The following is a 25,593-nucleotide window of genomic DNA, read 5'->3' as shown; positions in this document are numbered from 1 at the left end:
ACGATGACTGACTCCATCACGCCGGCCGCCGTGCCGGACACGATCGACGCGGTGGCCGGCCTGCGCGACGGCGATGCGGTCGCGGCGCTGCGGCGCACGCGCGGCAAGGTGCTGTTGCATGCGCAGTTGAGCGAAGCGGCGCTGTTCGATCCTGCGTTGCCCGAGCTTTCCCTGGTCGAGCGGCTGCATGCCGCGCGATATGTCGCGCGGAAGTCGAATGCGCATGCGTTGGCCGAGGTATATCGCGCCCGGCTGATCGACGCAGGCGGCACGCTGGACGACGTCGAACGTGTCGATGCGGAGGCGTTCGACGCGCTGCCTCGACGCCTCGGCGCGATCCTCGTGCATGCGAAGCGCGTGACGCTCTCCCCCGTCTACGCGCGCGCATCCGATCTCGGCGCGCTGAAATCGGCCGGCCTCACGACGCCCGCGATCGTCGCGCTGTCGCAGCTCGTGGCGTTCGTTGCCTATCAGGTGCGCGTCGCGGCGGCCGCGCTGGCATTGCACGCACGCGCGACCGAGGAGGCCGCATGACGACGCCCGCCCACGGCTTCACGTCCGGCACGCTTGGCTGGCGCGCGTGGCTCGACACGGTGCCGCTGGATGCCGCGACACCCGATCAGATCGCGGTGCTCGAAGCAAGCCATCCGCACGCGAAGACGTCCGACTACTACCTGCTGCTCGTCCACCAGCCGGAGATTCTGCGGCAGCGCTCGGGCGTGTTCAACGCGATCATGTACGGCCCCGGCGGCCTGCCGCGCGCGGAGCGCGAACTCGCGAGCACGGCCGTGTCGCGCATGAACGGCTGCGTGTATTGCGCGTCGGTGCATGCGCAGCGCTTCGCGCAGCTCGCGAAGCGCACCGACGCGATCGAACAGGTGTTCGACGATCCGGCGACGGCCGGCACGACGCCACGCGAACGCGCAATCGTGCGTTACGCGATCGCGCTGACCGAACGCCCCGATACGGTCGACGCAAACGACATCGCCGCGCTCGAAGCCGAAGGGCTCACGCATGAGGACATTCTCGACCTGTCGCATGCGATCGCGATTTTCGCGTGGGCGAACCGGTTGATGCTGACGCTCGGGGAGCCGGTGTTTCCCGCAGCGGGCGAGCGATCCGCGTGAACGCGCCCGCCTGGGCCGGCCCTCAAGCTGCGCGGCCGCACCGCCCCGGCTCCGCCGGCACCGCGCAGCCGCGCGCCAGCAACGCGAGAAACACCGCCGCCGCCAGCGCGAACGCGACACCCGCGCCCGCATAGAACGCCGGCCAGCCCACCGTCGCGATCAGCTTCGGCATCCCGAGCAGACCGAACGTGCCGACGAGCCGCCCACTGCTGTAGAACAGCGCATAGACGGTCGCCGGCTGACGGCCGGCCGCCCAGCCGAGAATGGCACCGCCGATGCTGATGAAGGTCCATGCGCTGGCCGCGCCGACCAGCACCGCCCCCGTCGTGGCCAGCGCCGCATCGCCGCGCGCGGCGGCGACCGCCAGCACGGCGACGCTCGCGACGCAGGCCGTGGCACCCGTCGCACAGATCGTCGCCGGCCGCCAGCGGCGCGCGGCCCAGCCGGCCGCCACCGCCGCCGCGAGGTTCGCGGCCGGCACGAGCGTGCCGAGCAGCGCGCCGATCCGCTGCAGCGGCAGGCCGAGATCGACCAGCAGCAGCCGGTTGAAGTTGAACAGCAGCATCAGCATCACGGTCAGCGCGATCGTCGCGAGCAGCCGCGCCCGCGTCGGCGCGTCGCGCAGTGCATCGCGCCACCCCGGCAGCGACCGGTTCGCGATGCGCGGCGCCGCGCGATCGGCCGCGACCAGCAGCGCGACCGGCAACAGCGACACGGCGAGGATCGCAGCCAGCAGCGCGAACGTGAGCCGCCAGCCGGCCGACGGATACGCCCACACGAGCACGCCGCCGCCCAGCAGCAGGCCGAACGCCATCCCGCCCATCTTCGCGGCCGCGACGAGCGTCCGCCCCGACGGCGGCGTCTGCTCGACCGTCAACGCGTCGAGCGACAGGTCCATCGTCGCGACGGCCGCCGTCGCGACGAGCCCGAGCGCGAACAACCACGCGACGGGCGCGCCCGGCAACGCCGCGATGCCGAGCGTCGCGACGACCGCGACGCCCTGCGCCGCGACGATCCAGCCGGTCCGGTGCCCGAGCCGGCGCAGCCGCCGCGCGTCGAGCCACGGGGCCCACAGAAACGCGACGCCGAAAGGCAGATACAGCGCATAGACCCATTGCAGCGACGCCAGCGTCACGCCCTGCGCGCGCAGGATCGGCCCGAGGCCGCCCTGCACGAAGCCGAGCACGCTGCCGATCGCGATGTAGAGGATCGCGACGACCGTGAGCACGCGCGCGATGCCGGGCACCTGCGCAACGGCCGGCGATCGATCGCCGGCGAGACGATGCGGTTCGCTCATGTGATCTCCTGTCAAAGCTGCGTCGTGATGCCGATGCCGACGACGCGCGGCTGGCCGACGCGCACCGATCCGACGCCCGGCGCCCAGCTCTGCCCCGCGACGACGTAGCGGCGGTCGAGCAGGTTCTCCGCGAAGCCGTACAGCGTCCAGTTCCGGTACGTCCAGCCGACCCGCAGGTTGACCACGCTGTACGCGGCGAGATTGAAGCTGTTGCGCACGTCGACCGCGCGCGAGCCGACGAATTGCCACGCCGCGTCCGCGTTGAAGCGTCCCGGCATGCCGACCGCGCCGCCAGGCAGTTCGCCGTGCACGCCGAGGTTGGCCGTCGTGCGCGGTACGTTCGGCAACCGGTTGCCCGACCGCGCGCCCGTCACATCGCCGGCGGGCACCGAGCGCAGTTCGCCCTGCGTATAGCCGAGCCCCGCCGTCAACCGCACGTAGCGCGACACCTTCGCGCCGAGTTCGAGCTCCGCGCCGTAGGTCCGGTAGTCGAGCGACGCAGGCATGAACAACCCGTTCGACGGGAAGAACGCGACGAGGTGGCCGTTCTTCACGTCGTTGTAGAACACCGAACCGTCGACGCTGAGCCGCCGGTCGAGCCACAGCGACTTGAAGCCGAGCTCGTAGGTCCAGCTCGTCGACGCCGGAAACGACGACTCGCGCCTGCCTTGCGGCCCGTTCACGGTCACGGCCGGGAACCCGGCCGACGCCTCGCCGCGCGACACGGTCGCATAGGTCATCAGCGTATCGGTCCAGTCGAACGTCAGGCCCGCGCGGCCTGTGACGAACGTGTCGCTCAGGCTGTCCTCCTCGCGGAACCGGCTCACGACCTTCGGGTTGCCGTTGCCGTCGAACGCATAGCGCGCGTCCTTGCGCTCGCAGGTCGCGCGCACGCCCGTGATCGCCTTCAGGCGCGCCGTGAGCGGCCAGCTCGCCTCGCCGAACAGCGACACGCTGTCGGTATTGATGCGGTTGTGCTGCTGGCCGTTCTGCGTCGTCACGAAATTGAACGCGGCCTGCGACGCAACCGCCGACGTGTCGTTCGTGAAGCGCGAATGGAAATAGTTGAGCCCGGCCGTCCACATCATGGGGCTGTCGTCGCGCGAACTCACCCGTACCTCCTGCTGGAACGTCGTTTCGCCGAAATGCATCTCGGTATAGTCCGCGCCCGGCACGTCGAACGCGGTCGCCGGCCGCTTCGACAGCGCCGAATAGATGAGCCCGTCGGTCAGGTCGAACTGCTGGACGTTGCGCGAATCCTGGTAGCTCGTCAGCGACGTGAGCCTGACGCGCTCGAACTCGCGGTCGACCCGCACGCTGCCGCCCGCGTCGCGCCAGCGACTGTACGTCGACGGATTCAGCTCGACCTGCGGAAAATCGCGGTTCTGCAGCATCACGAAGCGCGGCGCGGTGGTCTCTGTCTGGTCGACGAAGCCCGACACCGTGACCGACGTACGGTCGTCGGGCACCCACAGCACCGTGCCGCGCGCGGCGCCGATCTTCACGCGCCCGTCGGCGCCGCCCGTCGCCAGGTTCGGCACGTTGCCGTTCAGGTTCGACATCCGCACCGCGACGCGCGCGGCGACATCGTCCGACACCGCCCCGTTGCCGATCACCTCGCCGAGCCAGCGGCCGTGCGTGCCGGCTTCCGCAGTGGCCGAGAATTCGCGCTTGAAGGTCGGCTGCTTCGTGATCACGTTGATCGCGCCACCCTGCGTGTTGCGGCCGAACAGCGTGCCCTGCGGGCCGCGCAGCACCTCGACGCGGTCGACGTCCATGAAGGTCGGCGGCGCGCCCGTGGTCGCGCGCGGCACGTCGTTCACGTACATCACGACCGATTCGTCGTCGGCCGCGAGCGGCATGAAGGAGCCGACGCCGCGGATGCTGAACACGTTCGCATAGGTCGCGCCGATATCGGCGAACGCGAGGTTCGGCACCGAGCGCGCCAGGCCCGCGTTGCCGGCCGACGGCGCCGCATCGACCGCGAGATCCGCACCGCTCACGGCCGTCACGCTGACCGGCACCTTCTGCTGCGATTCGCTGTGACGGCGCGCGGTGATCGTCACCGCTTCGAGCTGCGAGCCGTCGGCCGGATCGGACGAAGCGGCAGTTGACGGCCGGGCCGCGGCCGGCGTCGCCGTTTCAGCCGCGTGCGCGGACGGCGTCGGCGCCAACGCGGCAGCCAGCGCAAGCGACAGCGGCAGCATCGACGGGACCTTGCGGCGCAACCCGGCATCGGCGGATTCCGCGACGCCGACGGGTGAAACGTTCCGTGAACGGAACAATTGAACGGCGAATCGATCCGGTGAAGCGATACGAGAAATCGCCCGGCGAGTCCGGGCGGTACGACAGCAACGACGACTCATGAAACCTTCCCCTGCTGATGCTCCGTTCGCGACCGGCCGGCAACGGCCTCGTCGCGAACCCCGTGAAGCGTGGTGATAGTGGTGGTTGCAATGGGCGACGCGATTCACGCGTGCCCGGCATCGCTGGCAATCAGGCGCGCATAGCGTCCGTCGCGCGCGACGAGTTCGGCGTGCGTACCCTGCTCGACGACGCGGCCTTCGTCGAGCACGACGATGCGGTCGGCCTGGCGGATCGTCGACGGCCGGTGCGCGATCATCAGCACCGTGCGATGCCGGCGCAGCCGCGCGAGCGCGTCGTGGAACGCGCGCTCGCTTTCGGTGTCGAGGCTCGACGACGCTTCGTCGAGCACGAGCACGAGACTGTCGCGCAACAGTGCGCGCGCGATCGCGATCCGCTGCCGCTGGCCGCCCGACAGCCGCGCGCCGCGCTCGCCGCAGCGCGTGTCATAGCCGTTCGGCAACGCGGCGATGAAGTCGTGAGCCTGCGCGTCGCGCGCGGCCTGCTCGATGTCCGCGTCGCTCGCCTCCGGCCGCCCGAGGCGGATGTTGTTCGCGATGGAATCGTCGAACAGGTACACGTCCTGCGGCACCACCGACACGAGCTGCCGCAGCCGCGCGACCGGGATGTCGCGCACGTCGACGCCGCCGAGCGTCACGCGTCCCGACTGTACGTCCCGGAAGCGCAGCAGCAGGCTCACACACGTGCTCTTGCCCGCTCCCGACGCACCGACGAGCGCGACCGTCTCGGCCGGCTTCACGTCGAGATCGACACCGCGCAGCGCCGGCGCGCGCGCGCCGTCGTACGCGAAGGCGGCCTGTTCGAAGCGCACCGTCGCATCGGCCGGTTCCGCGCTGCCGTGGTCGACGATCTGCGTGGGCTGCCGCTGGATCGCGAGAATGCGCTCGGCGCCGGCCTTCAGCTCGCCGAGCTTGCGCGCGGCCTGCGCAACTTCGGCAAGCGGGATCAACGCGGCGCCGACCAGCACGACCGCGCACGGCAGCAACGCGCCGCCGAGCAGCCCGCTCTGGACGAGCACCGCGCCGGTCAGGAGCGCGGCGAGCAGCGCACATGCCTGCAGCAGTTCGATCGCGGCCTGCTCGAGCCCCGCGCGCACGCCGTAGCGGCGCTGCTCGTCCTCCATCTCGGCCACGCGCGACGCGACGCGGTCGAGCCATGCGCGCGCCTGGCCGAACAGCGCGATCTCCTTGCGCCCCTGGATCCCTTCGATCACGTCGGCGTCGAGCCGCGCAGCCGCTTCCGCGAGCTTGCGGCCCTGGCGGTGCGCGCGATCGCCGAGCCAGAACGGCACCGAGGCGAGCAGCGGCAGGAACGGCAGCAGCGCAAGCGTCAGACACGGCTGCACGAACGCGAGCGCCACGAGCGCCAGCAGCGGGACGACGCCCGCTGCGATCGCGTCGGCGAGCGTGTGCGCGAAGAAATGCTCCATCGCCTGCGCGTCGCGCGTCGCCGTCGCCGCGAGTTCGCCCGTGCGGCGCCCGGCCACGGAACCGGGCGCCGCGCGTTCGAGCCCGTCGTAGATGCCGATCTGCATCGTCTCGATCAGCGCGAACGCGAATTCGTGCGACACGTGCGCCTGCCACCAGCGGCCGCCTGCGCCCGCGGCCACCGCCGCGGCGAGCACCCACAGGCCAGGCTGCCACTGTGCGGCGCCCGCGCCCGTGACCGCCATCCCCACCAGCCACGCGCAGGTCGCGAGCGTCGCGACCATCCCGCCCTGTGCGAGAACCGTCGCGACGATCGTCAGCGCCATCAGCCGTTCCTGCCCGCCCGCTAGCCGCATCAAGTCCGCCCATCCGCTGCGCGCGCGCGGCGCGTCGTCGCGCGGCGCCGCCGCGCGGTCGCGGATCGTTGTCGAGGTCGTGCTCATGCGGTTTTCTCCTGCGATGCGCCGGCCTGCGCATCCTGCGCGGCCAGCAGGCGCGCATACAGTCCGCCGCGCGCCGTCAATGTGTCGTGATTGCCTTCCTCGACGATCCGGCCGCCGTCGACGACGACGATCCGGTCCGCGTGCCGCACCGTCGCGAGGCAATGCGCGATCACGACGAGCGCGCGCTGCCCGGCGAACGCCTCGATCGACGCCTGGATCGCCTGCTCGCTCGCCGGATCGACGTTCGAGGTCGCCTCGTCGAGCAGCAGCACCGGCGCGCCCTTCAGCCACGCGCGCGCGATCGCGAGCCGCTGCCGCTGGCCGCCCGACAGTTGCGCGCCGCGCTCGCCGACCGCGGTCGCATAGCCATGCGGCAAACTTTCGATGAAATCGTGGATGTGCGCGACGCGCGCCGCGTCGCGGATCGCTTGCGCGTCCGCGTCGGGACGCGCGAACCGCAGGTTGTCTTCGATGCTGCCGTGGAACAGCACGATGTCCTGAAACACCGCGCTGATCTGCGCGCGCATCGCCGCCAGCGGCAGGTCGCGCAGGTCGACGCCACCGATCCGCACGGCGCCGCGCTGCGGATCGGCCATCCGCATCAGCAGCGCGCCGAGTGTCGACTTGCCGGCGCCCGACGGCCCGACGACGCCGACGAATTCGCGCTCGCCGACCGCGAGCGACACGCGCTCGAGCGCGGGACGATCGCTGCCCGGCCATGCGAACGTCACGTCGTCGAACGCGACGTCCGAGCGCGCGCCCGGCGCGCGCGGCGACGCAGGCTCGCGCACCGGCGGTTCGGCGTCGAGCAGCGCAGCGACCGGCGCGGCCGCGCTCGCGGCGCCCCACGCGATATGGAACGTCTTGTCGAGCCGGTCGACCGGCCGGAACGCCTCGCGCGCCAGGAACAGCGTGATCAGCGCGGTCGTCGCAGGCAGCGCGCCCGACGCCGCGCGCGACGCGTTGAGCGCCGCGACCAGCGCGATGCAGCCGAGCCCGAACAGGCCCGTCACGCCGTTGCGCATCAGTGTGGCGTAAAGAATCCCCATCGCTTCGCGGCGCAATTCGGCCGCCGCGGCGACCAGCGCCGCGCGGCGCGTACCGGCCGCGTCGAACGCCTTCAGCGTGACGATGCCCTGCAGGCTGTCGAGCATCGTCGCGCCGAAACGCCCCATCGACGCCATCAGCCCCGAGGCCTTCGGCCGGCACAGCCGCAGCCACACACGGTCGACCACGGGCACCGCCAGCACGCAGACGGCGAGCACGCCGGCGGACAGCGGATCGAGCCACGCGACGGCGCCGATCACGCCGGTACAGCCGACGAGCGCGACGCAAACGGCCGGGATGTAGCGACCGTAATACATCTCGAGCGCCTCGACGCCGCCAACGATGGTGTTCTGCAGTTCGGCGGTACGGCCCGCGCCGCCGTCCGCGCCGAGTGCCAGCGCCTGCGGCAGCAACCGCGCGCGCAGCCGCGCCTTGGTGCGGCTCGCGGTGCGCAGCGCCGCGACTTCACCGGCCCACATCAGCGCGATCCGCACGAGCGCGAACGCTGCGAAGCCAAGCGCCCAGCCGAACACGCCCGACGGCGGCGCGCCCGACAGCACGGCCGCGATCCCGAGCGCGAGACACAGCGCCTGGGCCGCGTGGCACGCGGTGACGGCCAGCCCGATCGCGACGTTCGCCGCGATATCGGCATAGACGACTCCCGCGAGCCGCCACAACTGAGGTTGCATCTGATTTCTCCTTCGTCTGGATACCTGATCGATGCGGCTCGCGCCGCGCCGCAATGGCATGGATGCGACGCGCCGGTCAGCCGGCCGCGCGGTCGCCCGTCACGCAGTGCACCGGTACGCCCTTCAGCGGCGTGGCCATGACGTCGACGAGCCCCTGCTCGGCGAGCAACGCCCTGACCGCGGCGACCGGATAGCAATCGCCCGCCTGCGTAAGCCCGAGCATCTGTGCGGCAAACAGGCGCGGCACGGGCTCGCTCGCGGGCGGCGCGTCGGAGATCATGAAATCGCAGACCGCGATCCGCCCACCGGGGGCGAGGAGGCTGCATGCGCGCGCGAGCAGCCGGCGGCATGCGTCCTCGTCGAAGTGATGGAGGATCTGGCTCATGATGACGAGGTCGTACTGCCCCGGAATCTCGACGTCGAACAGGTCGCCGCCGACGAACCGCGCGCGCGCCTCGACACCGAATTCGTGCGCGGCGCGCACACGCGTCGCGCATCGACGGCCAGTCGACGCCGCACACGGTCGCCTTCGGCCGCGCCTGCGCGCGTCGCGCGGATCGTCGCGCAGCGCGGCCGCATCGCGCACCGCGCTCACGTAGGTACCCGTCTCGCGTGCGATCGCGCCCAGCGACGCATAGTCGAGCCGGGCCGCCGCGCGAAACAGGCCGGCCGGCAGCGGCGCGCGCGCCTGCGTGTAGCGCAGCATGAACGGACGCCACCCGGCCGCGATATCGTCCGCGCCGGCCGCCGCGCGCCGCCAGAAGCGCCCCCACGCGTCCGGGTCGAGCGCTTCGAGTTCGAAGCGCATGCCGTCGCCGCTTCGAACGGCGGCGGACGATCGTTCGCGTCGCGCGGCTGCTGCGCGTGCTGCCCGGCATGATCCATCGCGAGGTACTGGCTCATCGCGAACAGCGCGGCATCGGCAAGACACTGCGACAGCACGGCAGGCGACGCGCCGAGCGTCGACGCGTAGTCGACGCCGAGCGGCCGCCACGCGCGCGCCGCACGCGCATGCCAGCCCGTCATGCCGGTCGCGGCCTGCAGCAGCGCATCGGACACGGGCGCGCCGGCCGCGAGCCTCGCGGCATTTCGTTCAACGTATGTCATAGGCATGGATATTGATCTAGCCCCGAGCGGAGGAAACGCACCGCTTCCCGCCTGTCCGGCAGCCACGCCATCGGTTGATGGTCGACATCCACAATGATATTTTACGTATTAATGAGAATCATTCTCATTTCATATGGATATCGGCGAATTTCATATGCAGGCCGGGTGAAGCCGTTCCATCCCAAAAACTTTGTAGCTAGTCTTGCGGCCACCGAGGCGCCTGAGACTCATACGAGACGCCCGGTCTGCCGTGGAGAACCTGAGAGGAGTTGTTCGGATGCACGCACTGACCATGCCCAGCGCGTCCGCAATGGACGTCGCCCCAAACCAGACCTGGACCGTCGCACGCGGGGACGCCGAATGCGGCAGCTACGCGGTCGAACGCCTGAATTGCGAGCCCGGCTTCTCGGTCGTGCGCTCGAGCGTGCTGTCGGAGCGCGAGCTGACCGAGGCCTGCAGCCACGACGGCGCCGAACGCCAGCTCGTCGTCGCGATCGGGCTCGAAGGCGACTCCGAGTTCTGCGACCGGCGCGGCGAACGCCTGCCGTTCTCGTCCGGTCACACGACGGCGTCGGTGTTCCGCAGCGGCGGCGGCGAACGCCGCTTCGCGGCGAACCAGTTCGTGCGGCAACTGCGGCTCGTCGTATCGGAAAGCACGCTGTCGAGCTTCGTCGGCGAGGACCGTTGCCGCGAGCTGCTCGGCCCGATGCTCGGCCATTTCGAAGGATTCCGGCAAGTTGCATTCATGGCGAACGGCACGAGCCCGCATCTGCGCTTCTTCCGCGACCCCGACCTGCTGCAGCAGGACGGCCTGAGCCTGCGCATCCACGCGCTGAGCCTGCTCGCCGACCAGTTGCACACGATCGCACCGGCACCCGTGCGAACCGGTCGCCTCGGCGCGCGCGACCTCGACAAGCTCGCGCACGTCGAGGCATTCATGCGTGCGCACCTCGACAAGCCGCTCAACAACGCGTACCTGTCGGCCTCGCTCGGCATCAGCGAATACAAGCTGAAGGAGTGCTTCCGCCAGGCCTACGGCACGAGCCCCGCGCAGCACCTGCTCGAACTGCGGATGCACCGCGCGCAGGAACTGCTCGAAGCCGGCCACCAGGTGGCCGAGACAGCCTATCGCGTCGGCTACCAGCATCCGAGCAATCTCAGCGCCGCGTTCACGCGTTTCTTCGGATGCACGCCGAAATCCGTCCTCGGCAACCGATCCTGCCGAGCCCTCCCCCGATCCGCCGAATGTGCCAGCCACGACTGACCTGCATGCCGCACCCGCCCGCGCCGCCGGCCGGCGCGAGATCTTCCTGAACCGCAACGAATCGCCGTTCGGCCCGTTCGACGAAGCCGAAGCCGCCGCCGCGCGCTCGCTCGCGAGGCGGGCCGCTACCAGTTCCCGCTCGTCGAACGGCTGCGCGAAGCGATCGCCGCCGCGCACGACGTGCCCACCGGCTGGGTGTCGCTGTACCGGGCTCGAATCGCGCGCTGCATTACGCGACGCTCGCGAACCGGCCCGTGCGCCGCGTACCGCTTCGCGCGGACGGCGCGCACGACGTTGCCGCGATGTGCGAGGCGGCGCCGCGCGGACTGATCTACGTCGCCAACCCGAACAACCCGACCGGCACCGTGACCCCGCACGACGCGCTGCGACGCCTGCTGAGCGACCGCCGGCCCGGCACGACCGTGCTCGTCGACGAGGCGTACATCGAGTACAGCACGAACCGTCGATGCTCGACGCGGTACGTACGGACCTGGGGCTGATCGTCGCGCGCACGTTCTCGAAGATCTACGGGATGGCCGGCCTGCGGCTCGGCTATGCGGTTGCGCAACCCGATGCCATCGGGTGCATCCACACCATGCCGCCGCACGACGTGTCGGTGCCGGCCGCCGCCGCGGCCCTCGCGAGTCTTGCGCTGCGCGACCGGCTCGGCGAGTGCAAGGCATACACGGCGGCCGGCCGCGACGACCTGATCCGCTGGTTCGCCGCGCGGCCTCGCGTGCCTGCCTTCGCGCGCGAACTGCGTGATGGTCGGCCTCGGCCGCGCCGGGCCACCCGTGATCGCGGCGCTCGCCGCGCGCGGCGTGCATGTCGGACGCAGTTGACCCGACATGCCGAACTGGATGCGCATCACGATCGGCACGCGCGACGAGATGGACGCGCTGAAAGAGGCGCTCATGCGCGTGCTCGGCGAGCCTGCCGGGCGCGACGCCACATGAGCGCGCCCCGTCATTCCGTTCAACCGCCTACCGATGATCCGCCATGAAACTACCGCCTCTCGTTACGACGCTCGCGCCGCTGTCCGGCGACGAACTGACCCGCTGCAGCCGGCATGTCCTGCTGCCGGAACTCGGCCTGACCGGCCAGCAGCGCCTGAAGGCCGCCCGCGTGCCCGTGGTCGGCGCGAGCGGCCTCGGCTCGCCCGCGCTGCTCTATCTCGCCGCCGCGGGGGGCGGCACGCTCGGCGTGATCGATTTCGACCGCGTCGACGTATCGAACCTGCAGCGGCGGGTGATCCACCGGATGTCGACGGTCGGCATGCCGAAGACGGCCAGCGCGCGCAACCCGATCGTCGCGCTCGATCCGCACGTCGACGTGCGGCTGCATGACGAGCGGCTCGACAACGACAACGCGATCGCGCTGTTCTCGCAGTACGACCTGATCGTCGACGGCACCGACAACTTCGCGACGCGCTACCTCGTCAACGACGCCTGCGTGCTGGCCGGCAAAACCTACGTGAGGGTCGGCCGGGATGAGCGTTTATGCTCTGCAGCGCATAACGAATCTTGGTCATACCCCGACTCCGCCGACACGCGCCCGCACCACCCCGCATCCGCCCAATCTCTGCCAGCACTTGCTCGCCCTCGCCCCGCACCTAGGGTCTGGTAAGAAGCGGAACGCACATGCGTTCCGTATATAAACAGACCCTAGCAGGCTGTTGAATTTGGGCCCAGCGTAAACGGGCGTTGAGAGTCGCGCGTTATGGATATCGTGTTCATGACCTTGGGCAATGAGAGCGATGCGCGGAATGGACGAGATGCAAGAACCGCTGTTCACAACGGTCAAGCTGGAAGACTTCGTGCCGGCCGATCACCCGCTGCGGCCGGTACGGCAACTTGTCAACGAAGCGCTCAAGCAGCTCAACGGATTGTTCAGCGTGATCTACGCGGACAGCGGCCGCGCGTCGATTGCGCCGGAGAAGCTGCTGCGGGCGTTGCTGCTGCAGGTGCTGTACTCGGTGCGCAGCGAGCGCATGCTGATGGAGCAGATGCGCTACAACCTGCTGTTCCGCTGGTTCGTCGGGCTGGCGATCGAGGACGCCGTGTGGGACCACTCGACGTTTTCCAAGAACCGCGACCGGCTGCTCGAACACGAGGTCGTCGAAGCGTTCTTCACCAAGGTCATGGGCTTGGCCGAGCAGCGTGGCCTGCTCTCGCGCGAGCACTTCTCGGTCGATGGCACGCTGATCCAGGCCTGGGCCAGCCACAAGAGTTTCCGCCCCAAGGACGGCCCGGGCGACGAGCCGCCCGCGGGTGGCGCTCGCAACGCCGACACTGACTGGCGTGGCCAGCGGCGCAGCAACGAGACACACCAGTCGAGTACCGATCCGGATGCACGCCTGTTCAGGAAGAGCAAGCAAAGCGGGGCCATCCTCGCTTACCAAGGACACATTCTCATGGAGAACCGCTCGGGCCTGGTGGTGGGTGCCGTGGTGAGCCATGCCGACGGCTTTGCCGAACGCGCGAGCGCCCTGCGCTTGCTTGATTGTGTACCGGGCCGCCATGCCAAGACGCTGGGCGCCGACAAGGGTTACGACATGCGCGACTTCGTTGGCGATTGCCGGGCACGCAAGGTGACGCCGCACGTGGCACGCAACGACACCCGCCAAGGCGGCAGCGCGATCGACGGCCGCACCTCGCGGCATGCCGGCTACCGGATCAGCCAAGTCATCCGCAAACGCATCGAAGAGCACTTCGGTTGGGGCAAGACGGTGGGCCGGATTCGGCAGACGGTGTATCGCGGCATCCGGCGCGTCGATCAGCACTTCAAGCTGACGATGCTCGCCAGTAACCTGACTCGCATGGCTCGAATACTGACGGTGGCGTCGCCCCGAGTTGCGCAATAAGCCGCCTGAGCGGGGCCGACGTGCGTCGGCATGCCGGCTGGCATGTCCACCAGCCGGGAGATTTGCATGGTGCTGCTGTAATTCACCGCTTGATCGCACGTGAAATCCTTTTAACCAGCGCTCCGGTTGTCATGACGGAGGGCTTTTCAACAGCCTGCTAGGGAATACCCGCCTGCGCCCCCCGTCTCCCGCGCCGATAAACAGGCATTCGTCCCCATGCGTCAGCCGCCCCACGACACCCACCATGCGCTCTCTTTCACTGAACCAAAAGCTCACGTCGATGATCGTCATCCTCTGGATCGGCCTGCTGCTGATCGGGGCGACCGGGGCGTGGCAGAACCGCTCGTCGATGATTGCGGACCGGCGCGAGCAGCTCGGGTATCTGACCGCGCAGGCATACAGCGTCAGCGATCATTTCTACAAGCTGTCGCAGCAGAACGCGATGCCCGAGGCGGACGCGAAGCGCGCCGCGCTCGAAGCAATCGCCGCGATGCGCTACGGCAAGGACGGCTATCTGTCGATCAACGATTCGAAGCCCGTCGTCGTCATGCATCCGATCAAGCCGGAACTGAACGGCAAGGACGTATCCGGCTTCACCGATCCGGGCGGCAAGCACCTGTTCGTCGAAATCGTCAAGGCGGGCAACGCGCAAGGCGGCCTCGGCTTCGTCGACTACATGTGGCCGAAGCCTGGCGCCGACAAGCCGATCGACAAGACGAGCGCCGTTCGCCATTTCGCGCCGTGGGACTGGTACATCGTGACCGGCATGTACATGGACGACCTGCAGGCCGCCATGCTCGCGAACACCGCCCGCTGGCTCGCGATGACGGTCGTGCTCGGCGTCGCCGCGACGATCCTGATGGTGCTCGTGCTGCGCAGCGTGCGCAGCAGCCTCGGCGGCGCCCTCGAGGCGGCCGTCGCGACCGCGCAGCGGATCTCGCAGGGCGACCTGACCGCGCACGTCGACATTCGCCACGGCGACCGCAAGAGCCTCCTGCACGCGCTGCACACGATGCAGACGGCGCTCATCGACATGGTGTCGCGCGTGCGGCTCGGCACCGAGAACATCAACGTGGGCGCATCGGAGATCGCGGCCGGCAACACCGATCTGTCGCAGCGCACCGAGCAGCAGGCGGCCGCGCTCGTCGAGACCGCGTCGAGCATGGACGAGATGACGACGAACGTGAAGCAGAATGCCGACAGCGCGTCGCAGGCGGCCGAGCTCGCCGACCAGGCGGCGCAGGTCGCGACGCGCGGCAGCGCGGTCGTCGACGACGTCGTGCGGACGATGGACGACATCACCGACGCGTCGCGCAAGATCGGCGACATCATCGGCGTGATCGACGGCATCGCGTTCCAGACCAACATCCTTGCGCTCAATGCGGCCGTCGAGGCGGCGCGCGCGGGCGAACAGGGACGCGGCTTCGCGGTCGTCGCGGGCGAGGTGCGCACGCTCGCGCAGCGCTCGGCGACGGCCGCGAAGGAAATCAAGTCGCTGATCGAGACGTCGAACACGACGGTCGAGCACGGCGCGACGCTCGTCACGCGCGCGGGCACGACGATGACGGAAATCGTGCAATCGGTGAGGCGCGTGAACGAAATCCTCGAGGAAATCAGCCACGCGTCGCGCGAACAGAGCGCGGGCATCGACCAGGTCAATCGCGCGGTCGGCGAGATGGACCAGGTCACGCAGCAGAACGCCGCGCTCGTCGAGCAGGCGGCCGCCGCCGCGCACTCGCTGAAGGATCAGGCGGACGCGCTGCGCTCCGCGGTCGCGCAGTTCGCGCTGCCCGCCTGATCGGCGCCGGCGGGCGAAACGGGGCGGTTCGGCCGCTCCGTTTCTTCTTTCGTCGGACTGCATCCTTTTTTTGCCGCGCCGGCATCCTTTTCTCGCTGTGCAGCCGCGCCCTCGCCATTCGCACGCTCGCAAACGTGCGCTGACCGCCCCACATTCCCGCCGCGGCACGCAGCATTGCGGTGGACTGGATTGCGTTGAGCGACGTCGCGCGGATGATCGTCACGAGCCGACGTTTTTCCGCCTGCACTGCCGACGCGCCGCGCCCGGCCACTATTCGCGGTTCGCCCGTTTCCGTTCGCCGAACGCCGGCTCTTTCGCCACATGCGGGCGATCTCGCGCCCGCTGATCGACGTGTCCGCGCGCCGCGCTCTCCCTGTTTTCACCCCGCGCCGGTCCCGGCGCTACGCGCGGTTCTTGGAGGTTTGTCAGATTTTTCAACGATTTGGCCGCCAAACCAGACGAAATCATTACTCATTCATTACAATTCCGTCTTCGGGACGCGATTTGCCGTCCTGCCCAGCGATAGCCAGCCCATGCGCCTGAACAAAAAACCGAAGTCGTCCGATCCTTACGTCGCCGTCGCGAAAAGTCCGATGCTGCCGACGAGCCTGCCGATGTGGCGCTCGAAACTCGTCGTGATCCTCGTGTTCCTCGCGTTCGGCACGCTGATCGCCCGCGCGTTCTGGGTGCAGGTCGCGAACCAGGATTTCTACGTCGGTCAGGGCCAGAAGCGCTATCAGCGCACGATCGAGCTCGGCGCGATGCGCGGCAGCATCGTCGATCGCAACGGCGCGCTGCTCGCCGTGAGCCTCACGACCTATGAAATCTGGGCGAATCCGAAACAGGTCGACGAGGTTGCATACGCGCCGCTCGCGAAACTGCTCGACATGCCGCTCGCCGAAGTGCGGCGGCGCCTGACGGGCGATCGCTCGTTCGTGCTGCTCAAGCGCCAGGTCGATCCCGAAACGGCCGCCCGCATCGAAAAGCTCGACATCGACGGCGTCACGCAAGTCGCCGATTCGAAGCGCTTCTATCCGGAAGGCGAATCGGCCGCGCACGTCGTCGGCTTCACGAACGTCGAGGATCACGGGCAGGAAGGCGTCGAGCTTGCCGCGAACGGGCGGCTGTCCGGCACCGCGGGCCAGCGCCAGGTGATCCGCGACCGGCTCGGGCGGATCGTCTCCGATACCGGCCCGCTCGTGCCCGCGCAGCACGGCGCGACGATCGAGCTGACGATCGACCGGCGGATTCAGCAACTCGCGTACGCGCAGCTCAAATCGACGATCATCGCGAACAATGCGCAGGCGGGCAGCGTCGTCGTGCTCGACGCGCAGAACGGCGAAATCCTCGCGCTCGCGAACTATCCGACGTTCGACCCGAACGATCGCACGCGCCTGACGGGCCAGCAGTTGCGCAACCGCGCGGTGATCGACACGTTCGAGCCGGGCTCGACGATCAAGCCGGTCGTCGTCGCGCTGTCGATCGACACGGGCAAGGTGCGGCCGCAGACGATCGTCGATACCTCGCCGGGCTCATACAGGATCGGCCCGAACGTGATTCACGACACGTCGAACCACGGCGCGATCACGGTGGCGCAGGCGCTGCAGATGTCGAGCAACATCGCGCTCGCGAAGCTCGCGCTCAACCTGCCCGCCGAGACGATCTGGAACAAGTACCAGGAATACGGCATCGGCCGCGCGCCGGAGCTGACGTTCCCTGGCGTCGCGTCCGGGCGGCTGCGTCCGTACAAACGCTGGCGGCCGATCGAGCAGGCGACGATGGCATACGGCTACGGGCTGTCGGCGTCGCTGCTGCAGATTGCGCAGGTCTACACCGCGTATGCGGGCGACGGCACGATCCATCCGGTGTCGCTGCTGAAGGCGAACGCCGATCCGCAATCGGCCGATACGCACCGCGGCCATCGCGTGACGACGCCCGCCACCGCGGCGGCGATCCGCTCGATGCTCGAGATGGCGGTCGGCCAGGGCGGCACCGGGCGCGCGGCGCGTGTCGACGGCTACCGCGTCGGCGGCAAGACGGGGACCGCGCGCAAGCAGGTGGGCGCGTCGTACGCGAAGGGCAAGTACCGGGCGCTCTTTGCCGGGATGGCGCCGATGAGTCATCCGCGCCTCATCATCGCCGTGATGATCGACGAGCCGGCCGCGCGGAGCTATTACGGCGGCACGGTCGCGGGGCCGGTGTTCTCGTCGGTGATGAGCGGCTCGCTGCAACTGCTCGGCGTGCCGCCCGACGCGCCCGTCGTCGCCGACAAGCCGGCGACGAGTGCAGGCGGCGCGAAGCCGCCGGCGAAAGCGAGGACGTGACGGAGCCGGGCGGCGGCCGACGCGATTCTTTCCTTTCGCTCGATACGCCGCCGCCTTCGATCTTTGCTGCTTCGGCGGCTTCGCCTCTTCAGCGTTTCAGTTTTTCGGTTTTTCGATCCCACGCCCCACCTTCGCCCCGCCGCCCCGATCCCATTCTCTAGGATCGCCTCGCATTATTTGGAAGCCCGCCGACCCGCCTCCTACAATCTGCCGCACGACATGCATGCCGTTGCGCGGCTCGCAAGGCCGCATCCATAAAACGGAGCACGAAGGAGACGCTCATGGGATTGCGTTGGCCCCAAGCCGCCCTCGTTTGCGCGAGCCTCGCCGCCGGTTTGTCGGCGGCGGCGCCCGCGCGTGCGCAAGGCACGGCCCCGGTGAAGATCGGCTTCGTCGTCAAGCAGCCCGACGACCCGTGGTTTCAGGACGAATGGCGCTTCGCCGAGCAGGCGGCGAAAGACAGGCATTTCACGCTCGTGAAGATCGCCGCGCCGAGCGGCGAGAAAGTATCGACCGCGCTCGACAGCCTCGCCGCGCAAAAAGCGCAGGGCGTGATCATCTGCGCGCCCGACGTGAAGCTCGGCCCCGGCATCGCCGCGAAGGCGAAGCGCGCCGGGATGAAGCTGATGTCGGTCGACGACCAGCTCGTCGACGGGCGCGGCGCGCCGCTTGCCGACGTGCCGCACATGGGCATCTCCGCATACAGGATCGGCGGGCAGGTCGGCGAAGCGATCGCCGCCGAGGCGAAGCGGCGCGGCTGGAACCCGGCCGAGGTCGGCGTGCTGCGGCTCGCGTACGACCAGTTGCCGACCGCGCGCGAGCGCACGACGGGCGCGGTCGACGCGCTGAAGGCCGCCGGCTTTCCGGCCGCGAACGTCGTCGACGCGCCGGAGATGACGGCCGACACCGAAGGCGCGTTCAACGCCGCCAACATCGCGTTCACCAAGCATCGGAACTTCAGGCACTGGGTGGCGTTCGGATCGAATGACGACACGACGGTCGGCGCCGTGCGCGCGGGCGAAGGTCGCGGCATCGGCGCGGACGACATGATCGCGGTCGGCATCAACGGCAGCCAGGTCGCGCTGAACGAATTCGCGAAACCGAAGCCGACGGGCTTTTTCGGCTCGATCCTGCTGAATCCGCGGCTGCACGGCTACGACACGTCGGTCAACATGTACGACTGGATCACGCAGAACCGGACGCCGCCGCCGCTCGTGCTGACGTCCGGCACGCTGATCACGCGCGCGAACGAGAAGACGGCGCGCGCGCAGCTCGGGCTGTGAGCGGAGCCGCGCGGCAAGCGGCGCCGACGTTGCGTTTCGAACCGGAGGAATGCGCATGACGACACCACGCACCACGCTGATCACGGGCGCCGCGGGCGGCATCGGCCAGGCGCTCGTGCGCCGCTTTCTCGCCGCGGGCGACCGCGTGCTCGCGCTCGACCGCGACCGCGCCGCGCTCGCCGCATTCGTCGACGCGTTGGGCGATGCAGCGGGCAATTCGGCCGTCGCACCGATCGTCGACGATCTGAGCGACGCCGAACGCCTCGCGGCCGCGCTCGCGAACGAGCCCGTCGACGTGCTCGTCGCGAACGCGGGCACCGCCGCGTCGGCGACGCTGCGCACGACGACGAGCGCATCGTGGCGCGCGGATCTCGACGCGAATCTCACCGCGACCTACGTGAGCGTCGAGGCCGTGCTCGCCGGCATGCGCGCGCGGCGGCGCGGCGCGATCACGATCGTTGGCTCGGTCAACGGCGTCGCCGCGCTCGGCCACCCCGCCTATAGCGCGGCGAAGGCCGGATTGATCAGCTACGCGAAATCGCTCGCGATCGAATACGGGCGCGACGGCGTGCGCGCGAACGTCGTGTGCCCCGGCACCGTGAAAACGCCCGCGTGGGAAGCGCGGGTGCGGCAGAACCCGCAGGTGTTCGAGCAATTGAAGAAGTGGTATCCGCTCGACGATTTCGCGACGCCCGAGGACGTCGCGAACGCGGCGCTCTTCCTGTCGTCGGACGCGGCGCGCGCGATCACCGGCGCGATGCTGCCCGTCGACGGCGGGCTGCTCGCGGGCAATCGCGTGATGGCGCAGGAGCTGACGCTCGAGTCGTTCTATTGACGTTGTGCCGGGCGTCGCTACGCCGGGCGTCGCTACGCCGGGCGTCGCTACGCCGGGCGTCGCTACGCCGGGCGTCGCTACGCCGGGCGACGGCCCCTCATCGCGCGCCGGCGCGCGTTCCGCCGCGTTCGATCAATGCGCGGCCGCCCGCCGCGCGTGGCCCTCAGCCGCGCCCATCCGCGCGAGCACGTGCTCGGTCATCCCGCGCGCGAGCTCGGTCTCGCTCACGAACACCTCGCCCATCCCTTCGCTCGCGAGCAGCGCCGCCTCTTCGTCGCCGTTCGTGCAGAGCGCAACCTCGATCGCGGGGTTCAGCGTGCGCGCGATGTCGACGATCTGCCGCACGTCGAACACGTCCGGCAGCGTGACGACGAGCATCCCCGCGCGCGCGATGTGCGCCTGCACGAGCACGATCGGCTCGATCGCGTCGCCGGACACCGCCGCCACGCCGTCCGCGCGCAGTTTCTCGACCGTCTCGCGGTTCTGCTCGACGACGACATACGCGATCCCGCGCGCATCGAGCGCGTGCGCGATCCGCGTGCCGACGCGCCCGTAGCCGACGATCACCACCTGCCCCGTCAGATGCGTCTGCGGCGTCGACATCGGCAGCGCGGCGAGCGGATCGTCGCGCGACTCGAGCCGGCGCGCGAACGCCGAGTGCTTGCGGACCCACGCGAGCGCCGGATCGATCGCGGCGAACAGCAGCGTGTTGAGCGCGATCGACAGCAGCGCGACCGCGAGAATCAGGCTCTGCCCTTCGGCCGACAGCAGCCCGAGCCCGCGCCCGAGGCTCGCGAGGATGAACGAGAACTCGCCGATCTGCGCGAGGCCCGCGCCGACCGTGAGCGCGGTGTTCAGCGGATAGCGGAACGCGAGCACGAGCGCGACCGCCGCGATCGTCTTGCCGAGCACGACGATCGCAGCCACTTCGAGCACGTGCAGCGGCTGGTCGATCAGCACACGCGGATCGAACAGCATGCCGACCGAGATGAAGAAGAGGACCGAGAACGCGTCGCGCAGCGGCAGCGTCTCGTCGGCCGCGCGGCGGCTGAATTCCGATTCGCGCATCATCATCCCGGCGAAGAACGCGCCGAGCGCGAACGACACGTCGAACAGCTTCGCCGCGCCGAACGCGACGCCGACCGCCGCCGCGATCATGCACAGCGTGAACAGCTCGCGCGAGCCGGTGCGCGCGACGAGCCACAGGATGCGCGGAAACACGCGCTTGCCGACGACGAGCATCAGCGCGACGAACGCCGCGACCTTCAGCAGCGTGACGCCGAGCGCGCCCCACAGGCTGGCGCCTGCGTCGCCCGCGTGCGCGGCCGGTTCGCCGGGCGCGTTCGCGCCGCCGCCGAGGAGCCCCGCGAGCGGCGGCAGCAGCACGAGCACGAGCACCATCACGAGATCCTCGACGACGAGCCAGCCGACCGCGATCCGCCCGTTGACCGATTCGATGAGCCCGCGCCCTTCGAGCGCGCGCAGCAGCACCACCGTGCTCGCGACCGACAGCGCGAGGCCGAACACGAGCGCGCCGCCGATATTCCAGCCCCATAAGAGCGCGAGCCCTCCGCCGAGCGCGGTCGCGACCGCGATCTGGACGATCGCGCCGGGCAGCGCGATCTTGCGCACCGCGAGCAGATCGCCGAGCGAGAAATGCAGGCCGACGCCGAACATCAACAGCATCACGCCGATTTCGGCGAGCTGCTGCGCGAGCGCGAGATCGCCGACGAAGCCGGGCGTGCCGGGGCCGATCACGATGCCGGCGAGCAGATAGCCGACGAGCGGCGGCATCTTCAGCAGCGACGCGAAGTAACCGAGGATCATCGCGAGACCGAAACCGGCCGCGAGCAGTGCAATCAGGCTGACGTCATGAGGCATCCGTGCTCCATTGAATGTAACTATTTCGTAAGAATCGAAGAATAAGGGATTGCGGCGACAAATGTGCGAACCGGCCAAAATTTGCCCTTCTTCGCCATTTTCCGAAGTACCGATATTCCCATCTCCGATCAGGGGAAATCCCCACGCAAATCGACTGGTGCTCGCCGGCCAAGCGATTATCACTGTTACATCGCTCAATGCAATGGTTTGTTGCGATCCCGCTTTCTCCAGCCACACGCGATACGGAACGGCCTCGCGCCGTCCGATGAACTCAAACTACAGGGAGGTACACATAGCAGTCGGCAACCATCACCTGATCAAGGCGCGTCACGTCAAATTCGACTTCGGCGAAACGCCGCTCCAATGGATTCCGGGCGACCCGGCGAGCACGCACATCATCGACACGCTGAACCTGCTGTTCCCGGAAGGCGAGCTGTGGTTCACCGTGTTCGACGCGGCGCAGACGCGCCGCGACACCGTCTACACCGACCGCAACGGCCGCTACCGCATCACCGTCGACTTCGCGGGCGAGTTGCGCGGGCGCACCCGCACGCCATACTTCAGGGACGCCGCGCAAGACCTCGCGCTCGCGCCCGATGCGAGCAAGACGCTCGACTTCGCGCTCGCGTGGCAGACGGTGGCCGACGAGCTGTCCGCGAGCCTGCCCGCGTCCGCGCATCTGGCCACGCTGCCGTGGAGCAGCCAGGACTCGCGCACGACGTTCATCAGCCAGTGCAACTATTGCCATCAGGTCGGCAACGCGCTCACGCGCACGCCGCGCGACGAAGCGCGTGGGGCGCGACCGTGCGCCGGATGGAAGGCTACGCGGCGCTGCTGACGAACCGGCAGGCGCGCGACATCACGCACACGCTCTATCAGGGGATGGACGGACGCGCGGTCGCAGCGATCGAGAAATACCTGTACGACGACCGGCTCGCGCCCGGGAAGATCCGCGAATGGGCGGGGGGGGGGGGGGGGGGGCGACGGCCTCACGTTCATTCACGACGCCGACGTCGGCGCCGACGATCACCTGTACGGCGCCGACGAAGGCCACGACAAGATCTGGGAGCTCGACCGCAAGACCGGCAAGCTCACCGGATGGAAGGAGCCCGACATCGATCTGCCCGTGGGCGGCATCCTCTCCGGCGTGCAGTTGCCGATCGGCGTGTTCAGCGGCACACGGGCCGCACAGCCTCGCGCAGGCGGCCGACGGCCGGTTCTAGATCATGAACGCGCTATCGTCGACGCTCGCATCGTTCGACCCGGCGACGAAGCGCTTCAAGCTCTACCCGCTCGGCCACTCGCACCTGTACCCGCACACGATCCGCATCGATCGCGCGGGCATCGTCTGGTTCACGATCGTCGCATCGAACGAGGTCGCGCGCTTCGATCCGAAAACCGGGACGTTCACGATCATCCACCTGCCCGACGGCGGCTTCTGGCGCGCCGTGTCGCACTATCTGTTTCCGCTCGTCGTGAAGATGGCCGCGTGGTTCCCGGGCCAGAACCTGCAGCTCGCGCTCACGCATCACAAGTGGGCGTTCCAGGGGCGCGACGCGTTCCCGTACGGGATCGCAGGCGGGCGCGCGGGTTCGCACGCATCGCGCGCGCATCGGCAATCGCCTGCGCTACGCGATCGCGTGCGTGATCGCGGACGCCGGGTTCATGCTCGCGTCGTTCGGCGTGACGTGGATCGTCGTGATGCTCGTCGCGCGGCTGTGCGTGCGGCGTGCGTGAGCTTGAACGCGGCCGGATAGTGCTCGGCGTCGCACACGTTGTCAAACAGCAGCGCGGGCGCATCGTTAGCGCATCGCGATAGCTGCGCAAGTCCTGATACGCCATCGCTTCGCTCCTCGTGATCCGCGCGCCACGCAGGAATCGAAGCGTTTTCTCGTTTCCCGGCTGCGGAAGGAGCGCCGTCAACTCGCCGTCCGGCGGCGTCTTTTCCACATCCATCCGAAGGCCGGCACGAGCAGCGCGCCCCACAGCCATTGCCAGTTGTCGCCGGCGAAATGCCTGACCCGGCCGAGCGGCGTGACGGTCACGAGCATCGGCTTGTCGAGTGTCGTCAGGCGAGCGGGCACGGCCCCGCCGTCGACCGTGACGAGCGCCTTGAGAACGAGCCGAAGCCTGTGCCGGCCCCAGTGATTCGGCGTGATCCGCCAGGACCACACGACGGGCGCCGCCACCCCGACCGCCTGCTCCTGATCGCCGGCCGGATCGATCGAGAAATCGTCCGGGTCCGCGCTGAGCCGTGCGATCATCCGATCGCTGATCTTGATGCGTGCGTGCTGAAAGTTGCCCGCCGACGGATTGTTCTCCGCGATCTGCTGTTGCAACGCGGCGACGCTCTCCTTCGGACTCAACACTGCGTCGATCTGGCAGGGGCAGGTGCCGTCGATATCGACGGGCGTTGGCACGTTGAACACGACATTGCCCTCGATCATCTTCGCAAGCGCCTCGTCGACCGAAGCGAATGCGGACGGCGGCGTCGCGGACGGCGCTTGCCCGGTCGGCTGTATCGGGGATGGCGACGGCTGGGGGTTCGCCTGCGTGACGCGATTCGCTTTCGAAATCGTGTCGGGCGTGATCGGTTGATTCGATGTGGTCGCCGGCGGCGGCCGGAGCGGTCGCATCAGCAGGAATTTTTCCTGTGTTTGCGCGTCCGGAGCCGATGCGATCGCTGACGCGGAAGTATCGGCCGTGGAAGTATTCGGCGCGGCGGCCCCTGGTGCGGAGGCCGCCGGCATCGCCCCCTGCGGGCTTTCGCCTGGCGCGATGACATCTGGCATCGATGCGTCCGGCGCGGCCGCGTTCTCCGCCGCCTCGTCCGTCCCCGACGCGAATGCCGAGACCGTCGTGCGCGGCGCGTCCAGTTGCTTGCGGTCATCGCATCCGGCGAGCATCGCAGCGCACATTACGAACGCAACACAACTTCTTTTCATCATGGCAACGTCCCCGGTACGCGCCGTGCCGCGCGGCCGGCGCTGTCCGATCACGCATGACGTCATCATGCGCCCGAACATTCACGCCGCGCCACGAGCGACTCCCCCATCCTCATTTGAGGCAAGCATAGAACGCGGCGAGAGCAAGTCAAGCCGAATCCGCACCATCGTGCCGCTGCGCTGCCGGCGACGATACGGATCGATCCATCCGGTATCCGAACCATTCGCGGCGCGACGGCGCGGGCAGCGCCAGTAATATCAGGACGCCGCGAAGCGCGCATGACGCCGATGCATGCATCGAACACCGCTTGCACCGAACGGCGGCCGGAAATGCCCCCCTCATCGACACGTGCTTCGTCACCGCTCACCGAGCATCGCGCCGACGAGCATGCCCGCAATATCGTCAACGTCGGGAATTCGCACAGCGACGATCTCCCGCCAGATTTCCATTTCATTGCGAGTCCATATCCGGCATGAGCGTATGGCCGATCTGATGCGCAGGATTGCCGTCGATCGCCGGCGCGTCGGACAGTGCGAATTGCAGACAGGCTTCTTCGCGATATCGATCGGCACTCGCTGCTTCGCATGAATGTCCGATTCAATTCAGCCAGCCGGCCGACTCGCATCGCAGTACGTAGCGAATTGCTTTCGTCCGAGCACGATCGGCCTGATTGCCTATACATGGACGAGCATAAATCCGCGAAATGATCGAATACAAATCGACCCACCTTACTCGGCGAAACCGATAGATACGAACCTTACCTTCCGCCCCCCCGGTAAGCTTACCCGCCGAATATCGCCGTGCGGTCTTCGCAGCCGGCATGTGTGGTCGAAAATCCGGTCGAACGACGCAACGGCGGCACACTCGGGGTCGGGCA

At 68.9% G+C, this 25,593-nt stretch carries 17 protein-coding genes and 3 pseudogenes; 13 read left to right on the top strand and 7 right to left on the bottom strand.

Translation table 11 applies throughout. The features are described 5' to 3' along the window. Positions 1-3: 3 nt before the first annotated feature. Together WS92_RS08425 and WS92_RS08420 are read left to right on the top strand one after the other, a co-directional pair. The gene (locus tag WS92_RS08425) at positions 4-534 is read left to right on the top strand and encodes a CMD domain-containing protein (RefSeq protein ID WP_059929831.1); all 531 of its coding nucleotides are present in this window, start codon (positions 4-6) and stop codon (positions 532-534) included. After that, positions 531-1,127 (top strand): peroxidase-related enzyme, encoded by a 597-nt coding sequence (locus tag WS92_RS08420; RefSeq protein WP_059929833.1) that lies wholly within the window; start codon positions 531-533, stop codon positions 1,125-1,127. Before WS92_RS08425 ends, WS92_RS08420 begins: the two co-directional genes overlap by 4 nt. Before the next feature lie 22 nt (positions 1,128-1,149). Here WS92_RS08420 and WS92_RS08415 read toward each other — a convergent pair whose 3' ends face one another. From WS92_RS08415 to WS92_RS08395, 5 genes are all read right to left on the bottom strand, one after another. Beyond that, positions 1,150-2,424, bottom strand: a complete 1,275-nt coding sequence (locus WS92_RS08415; protein ID WP_059929835.1) for an MFS transporter — start codon at positions 2,422-2,424, stop codon at positions 1,150-1,152. An 11-nt stretch (positions 2,425-2,435) separates the two neighbouring features. Next, positions 2,436-4,631 carry a TonB-dependent receptor gene (locus tag WS92_RS08410; protein WP_059929854.1) on the bottom strand — a complete coding sequence of 732 codons (2,196 nt, stop codon included), beginning with the start codon at positions 4,629-4,631 and terminating at the stop codon, positions 2,436-2,438. Positions 4,632-4,894: 263 nt separating this feature from the next. After that, positions 4,895-6,679 (bottom strand): ABC transporter ATP-binding protein, encoded by a 1,785-nt coding sequence (locus tag WS92_RS08405; RefSeq protein WP_059929839.1) that lies wholly within the window; start codon positions 6,677-6,679, stop codon positions 4,895-4,897. Beyond that, on the bottom strand, positions 6,676-8,415 hold the full coding sequence (locus WS92_RS08400) for an ABC transporter ATP-binding protein/permease (protein ID WP_059929841.1): 1,740 nt from the start codon (positions 8,413-8,415) through the stop codon (positions 6,676-6,678). Before WS92_RS08400 ends, WS92_RS08405 begins: the two co-directional genes overlap by 4 nt. Positions 8,416-8,491: 76 nt before the next feature. Continuing rightward, positions 8,492-9,223: a methyltransferase gene (locus WS92_RS08395; RefSeq protein WP_059929843.1), complete on the bottom strand. Its 732-nt coding sequence runs from the start codon at positions 9,221-9,223 to the stop codon at positions 8,492-8,494. 576 nt (positions 9,224-9,799) lie between these two features. On the opposite strand from WS92_RS08395, the gene WS92_RS08390 reads away from it, so the two are divergent. From WS92_RS08390 to WS92_RS08355, 9 genes and pseudogenes are all read left to right on the top strand, one after another. Beyond that, positions 9,800-10,786: a helix-turn-helix transcriptional regulator gene (locus tag WS92_RS08390; protein ID WP_015603795.1), complete on the top strand. Its 987-nt coding sequence runs from the start codon at positions 9,800-9,802 to the stop codon at positions 10,784-10,786. Positions 10,787-11,040: 254 nt separating this feature from the next. Then, the gene (locus WS92_RS36975) at positions 11,041-11,286 is read left to right on the top strand and encodes an aminotransferase class I/II-fold pyridoxal phosphate-dependent enzyme (protein ID WP_269435028.1); all 246 of its coding nucleotides are present in this window, start codon (positions 11,041-11,043) and stop codon (positions 11,284-11,286) included. Next, positions 11,253-11,789, top strand: a complete 537-nt coding sequence (locus WS92_RS34500) for an aminotransferase class I/II-fold pyridoxal phosphate-dependent enzyme (protein WP_141667997.1) — start codon at positions 11,253-11,255, stop codon at positions 11,787-11,789. Before WS92_RS36975 ends, WS92_RS34500 begins: the two co-directional genes overlap by 34 nt. Next, positions 11,786-12,253, top strand: a pseudogene (locus WS92_RS08380) (ThiF family adenylyltransferase); the annotation flags it as partial. The gene WS92_RS34500 and the pseudogene WS92_RS08380, both read left to right, overlap by 4 nt. A 298-nt stretch (positions 12,254-12,551) precedes the next feature. Then, positions 12,552-13,649: an IS5 family transposase gene (locus WS92_RS08375; RefSeq protein WP_082761070.1), complete on the top strand. Its 1,098-nt coding sequence runs from the start codon at positions 12,552-12,554 to the stop codon at positions 13,647-13,649. A 244-nt stretch (positions 13,650-13,893) separates the two neighbouring features. Next, a complete protein-coding gene (locus WS92_RS08370; RefSeq protein WP_015603398.1) occupies positions 13,894-15,447 on the top strand; it encodes a methyl-accepting chemotaxis protein in 1,554 nt (517 codons plus the stop codon). 533 nt (positions 15,448-15,980) lie between these two features. Beyond that, the gene (locus WS92_RS08365) at positions 15,981-17,771 is read left to right on the top strand and encodes a peptidoglycan D,D-transpeptidase FtsI family protein (RefSeq protein WP_059934794.1); all 1,791 of its coding nucleotides are present in this window, start codon (positions 15,981-15,983) and stop codon (positions 17,769-17,771) included. A 281-nt stretch (positions 17,772-18,052) separates the two neighbouring features. Next, a complete protein-coding gene (locus tag WS92_RS08360; RefSeq protein WP_015602651.1) occupies positions 18,053-19,054 on the top strand; it encodes an arabinose ABC transporter substrate-binding protein in 1,002 nt (333 codons plus the stop codon). A 49-nt stretch (positions 19,055-19,103) separates the two neighbouring features. Further along, the gene (locus WS92_RS08355) at positions 19,104-19,889 is read left to right on the top strand and encodes an SDR family oxidoreductase (RefSeq protein ID WP_059934795.1); all 786 of its coding nucleotides are present in this window, start codon (positions 19,104-19,106) and stop codon (positions 19,887-19,889) included. A gap of 132 nt (positions 19,890-20,021) precedes the next feature. Here WS92_RS08355 and WS92_RS08350 read toward each other — a convergent pair whose 3' ends face one another. Next, a complete protein-coding gene (locus WS92_RS08350) occupies positions 20,022-21,770 on the bottom strand; it encodes a cation:proton antiporter domain-containing protein (RefSeq protein ID WP_059934796.1) in 1,749 nt (582 codons plus the stop codon). A gap of 292 nt (positions 21,771-22,062) precedes the next feature. Between WS92_RS08350 and WS92_RS35660 the strand changes: the two are divergent. Together WS92_RS35660 and WS92_RS08345 are read left to right on the top strand one after the other, a co-directional pair. Beyond that, positions 22,063-22,212, top strand: a pseudogene (locus WS92_RS35660) (metal-dependent hydrolase); the annotation flags it as partial. After that, positions 22,213-23,344 (top strand): annotated as a pseudogene (locus WS92_RS08345) (hypothetical protein); the annotation flags it as partial. Positions 23,345-23,689: 345 nt separating this feature from the next. Here WS92_RS08345 and WS92_RS34495 read toward each other — a convergent pair. Continuing rightward, complete coding sequence (locus WS92_RS34495; protein WP_231755978.1) at positions 23,690-24,796, bottom strand: ornithine cyclodeaminase; 1,107 nt, start codon at positions 24,794-24,796, stop codon at positions 23,690-23,692. Positions 24,797-25,593 lie beyond the last annotated feature (797 nt).

This window comes from Burkholderia sp. MSMB1588 (genome assembly GCF_001546925.1).
Classification (GTDB): Bacteria; Pseudomonadota; Gammaproteobacteria; order Burkholderiales; family Burkholderiaceae; genus Burkholderia; species Burkholderia humptydooensis.
This window is presented reverse-complemented; position numbering and strand designations above follow the sequence as displayed.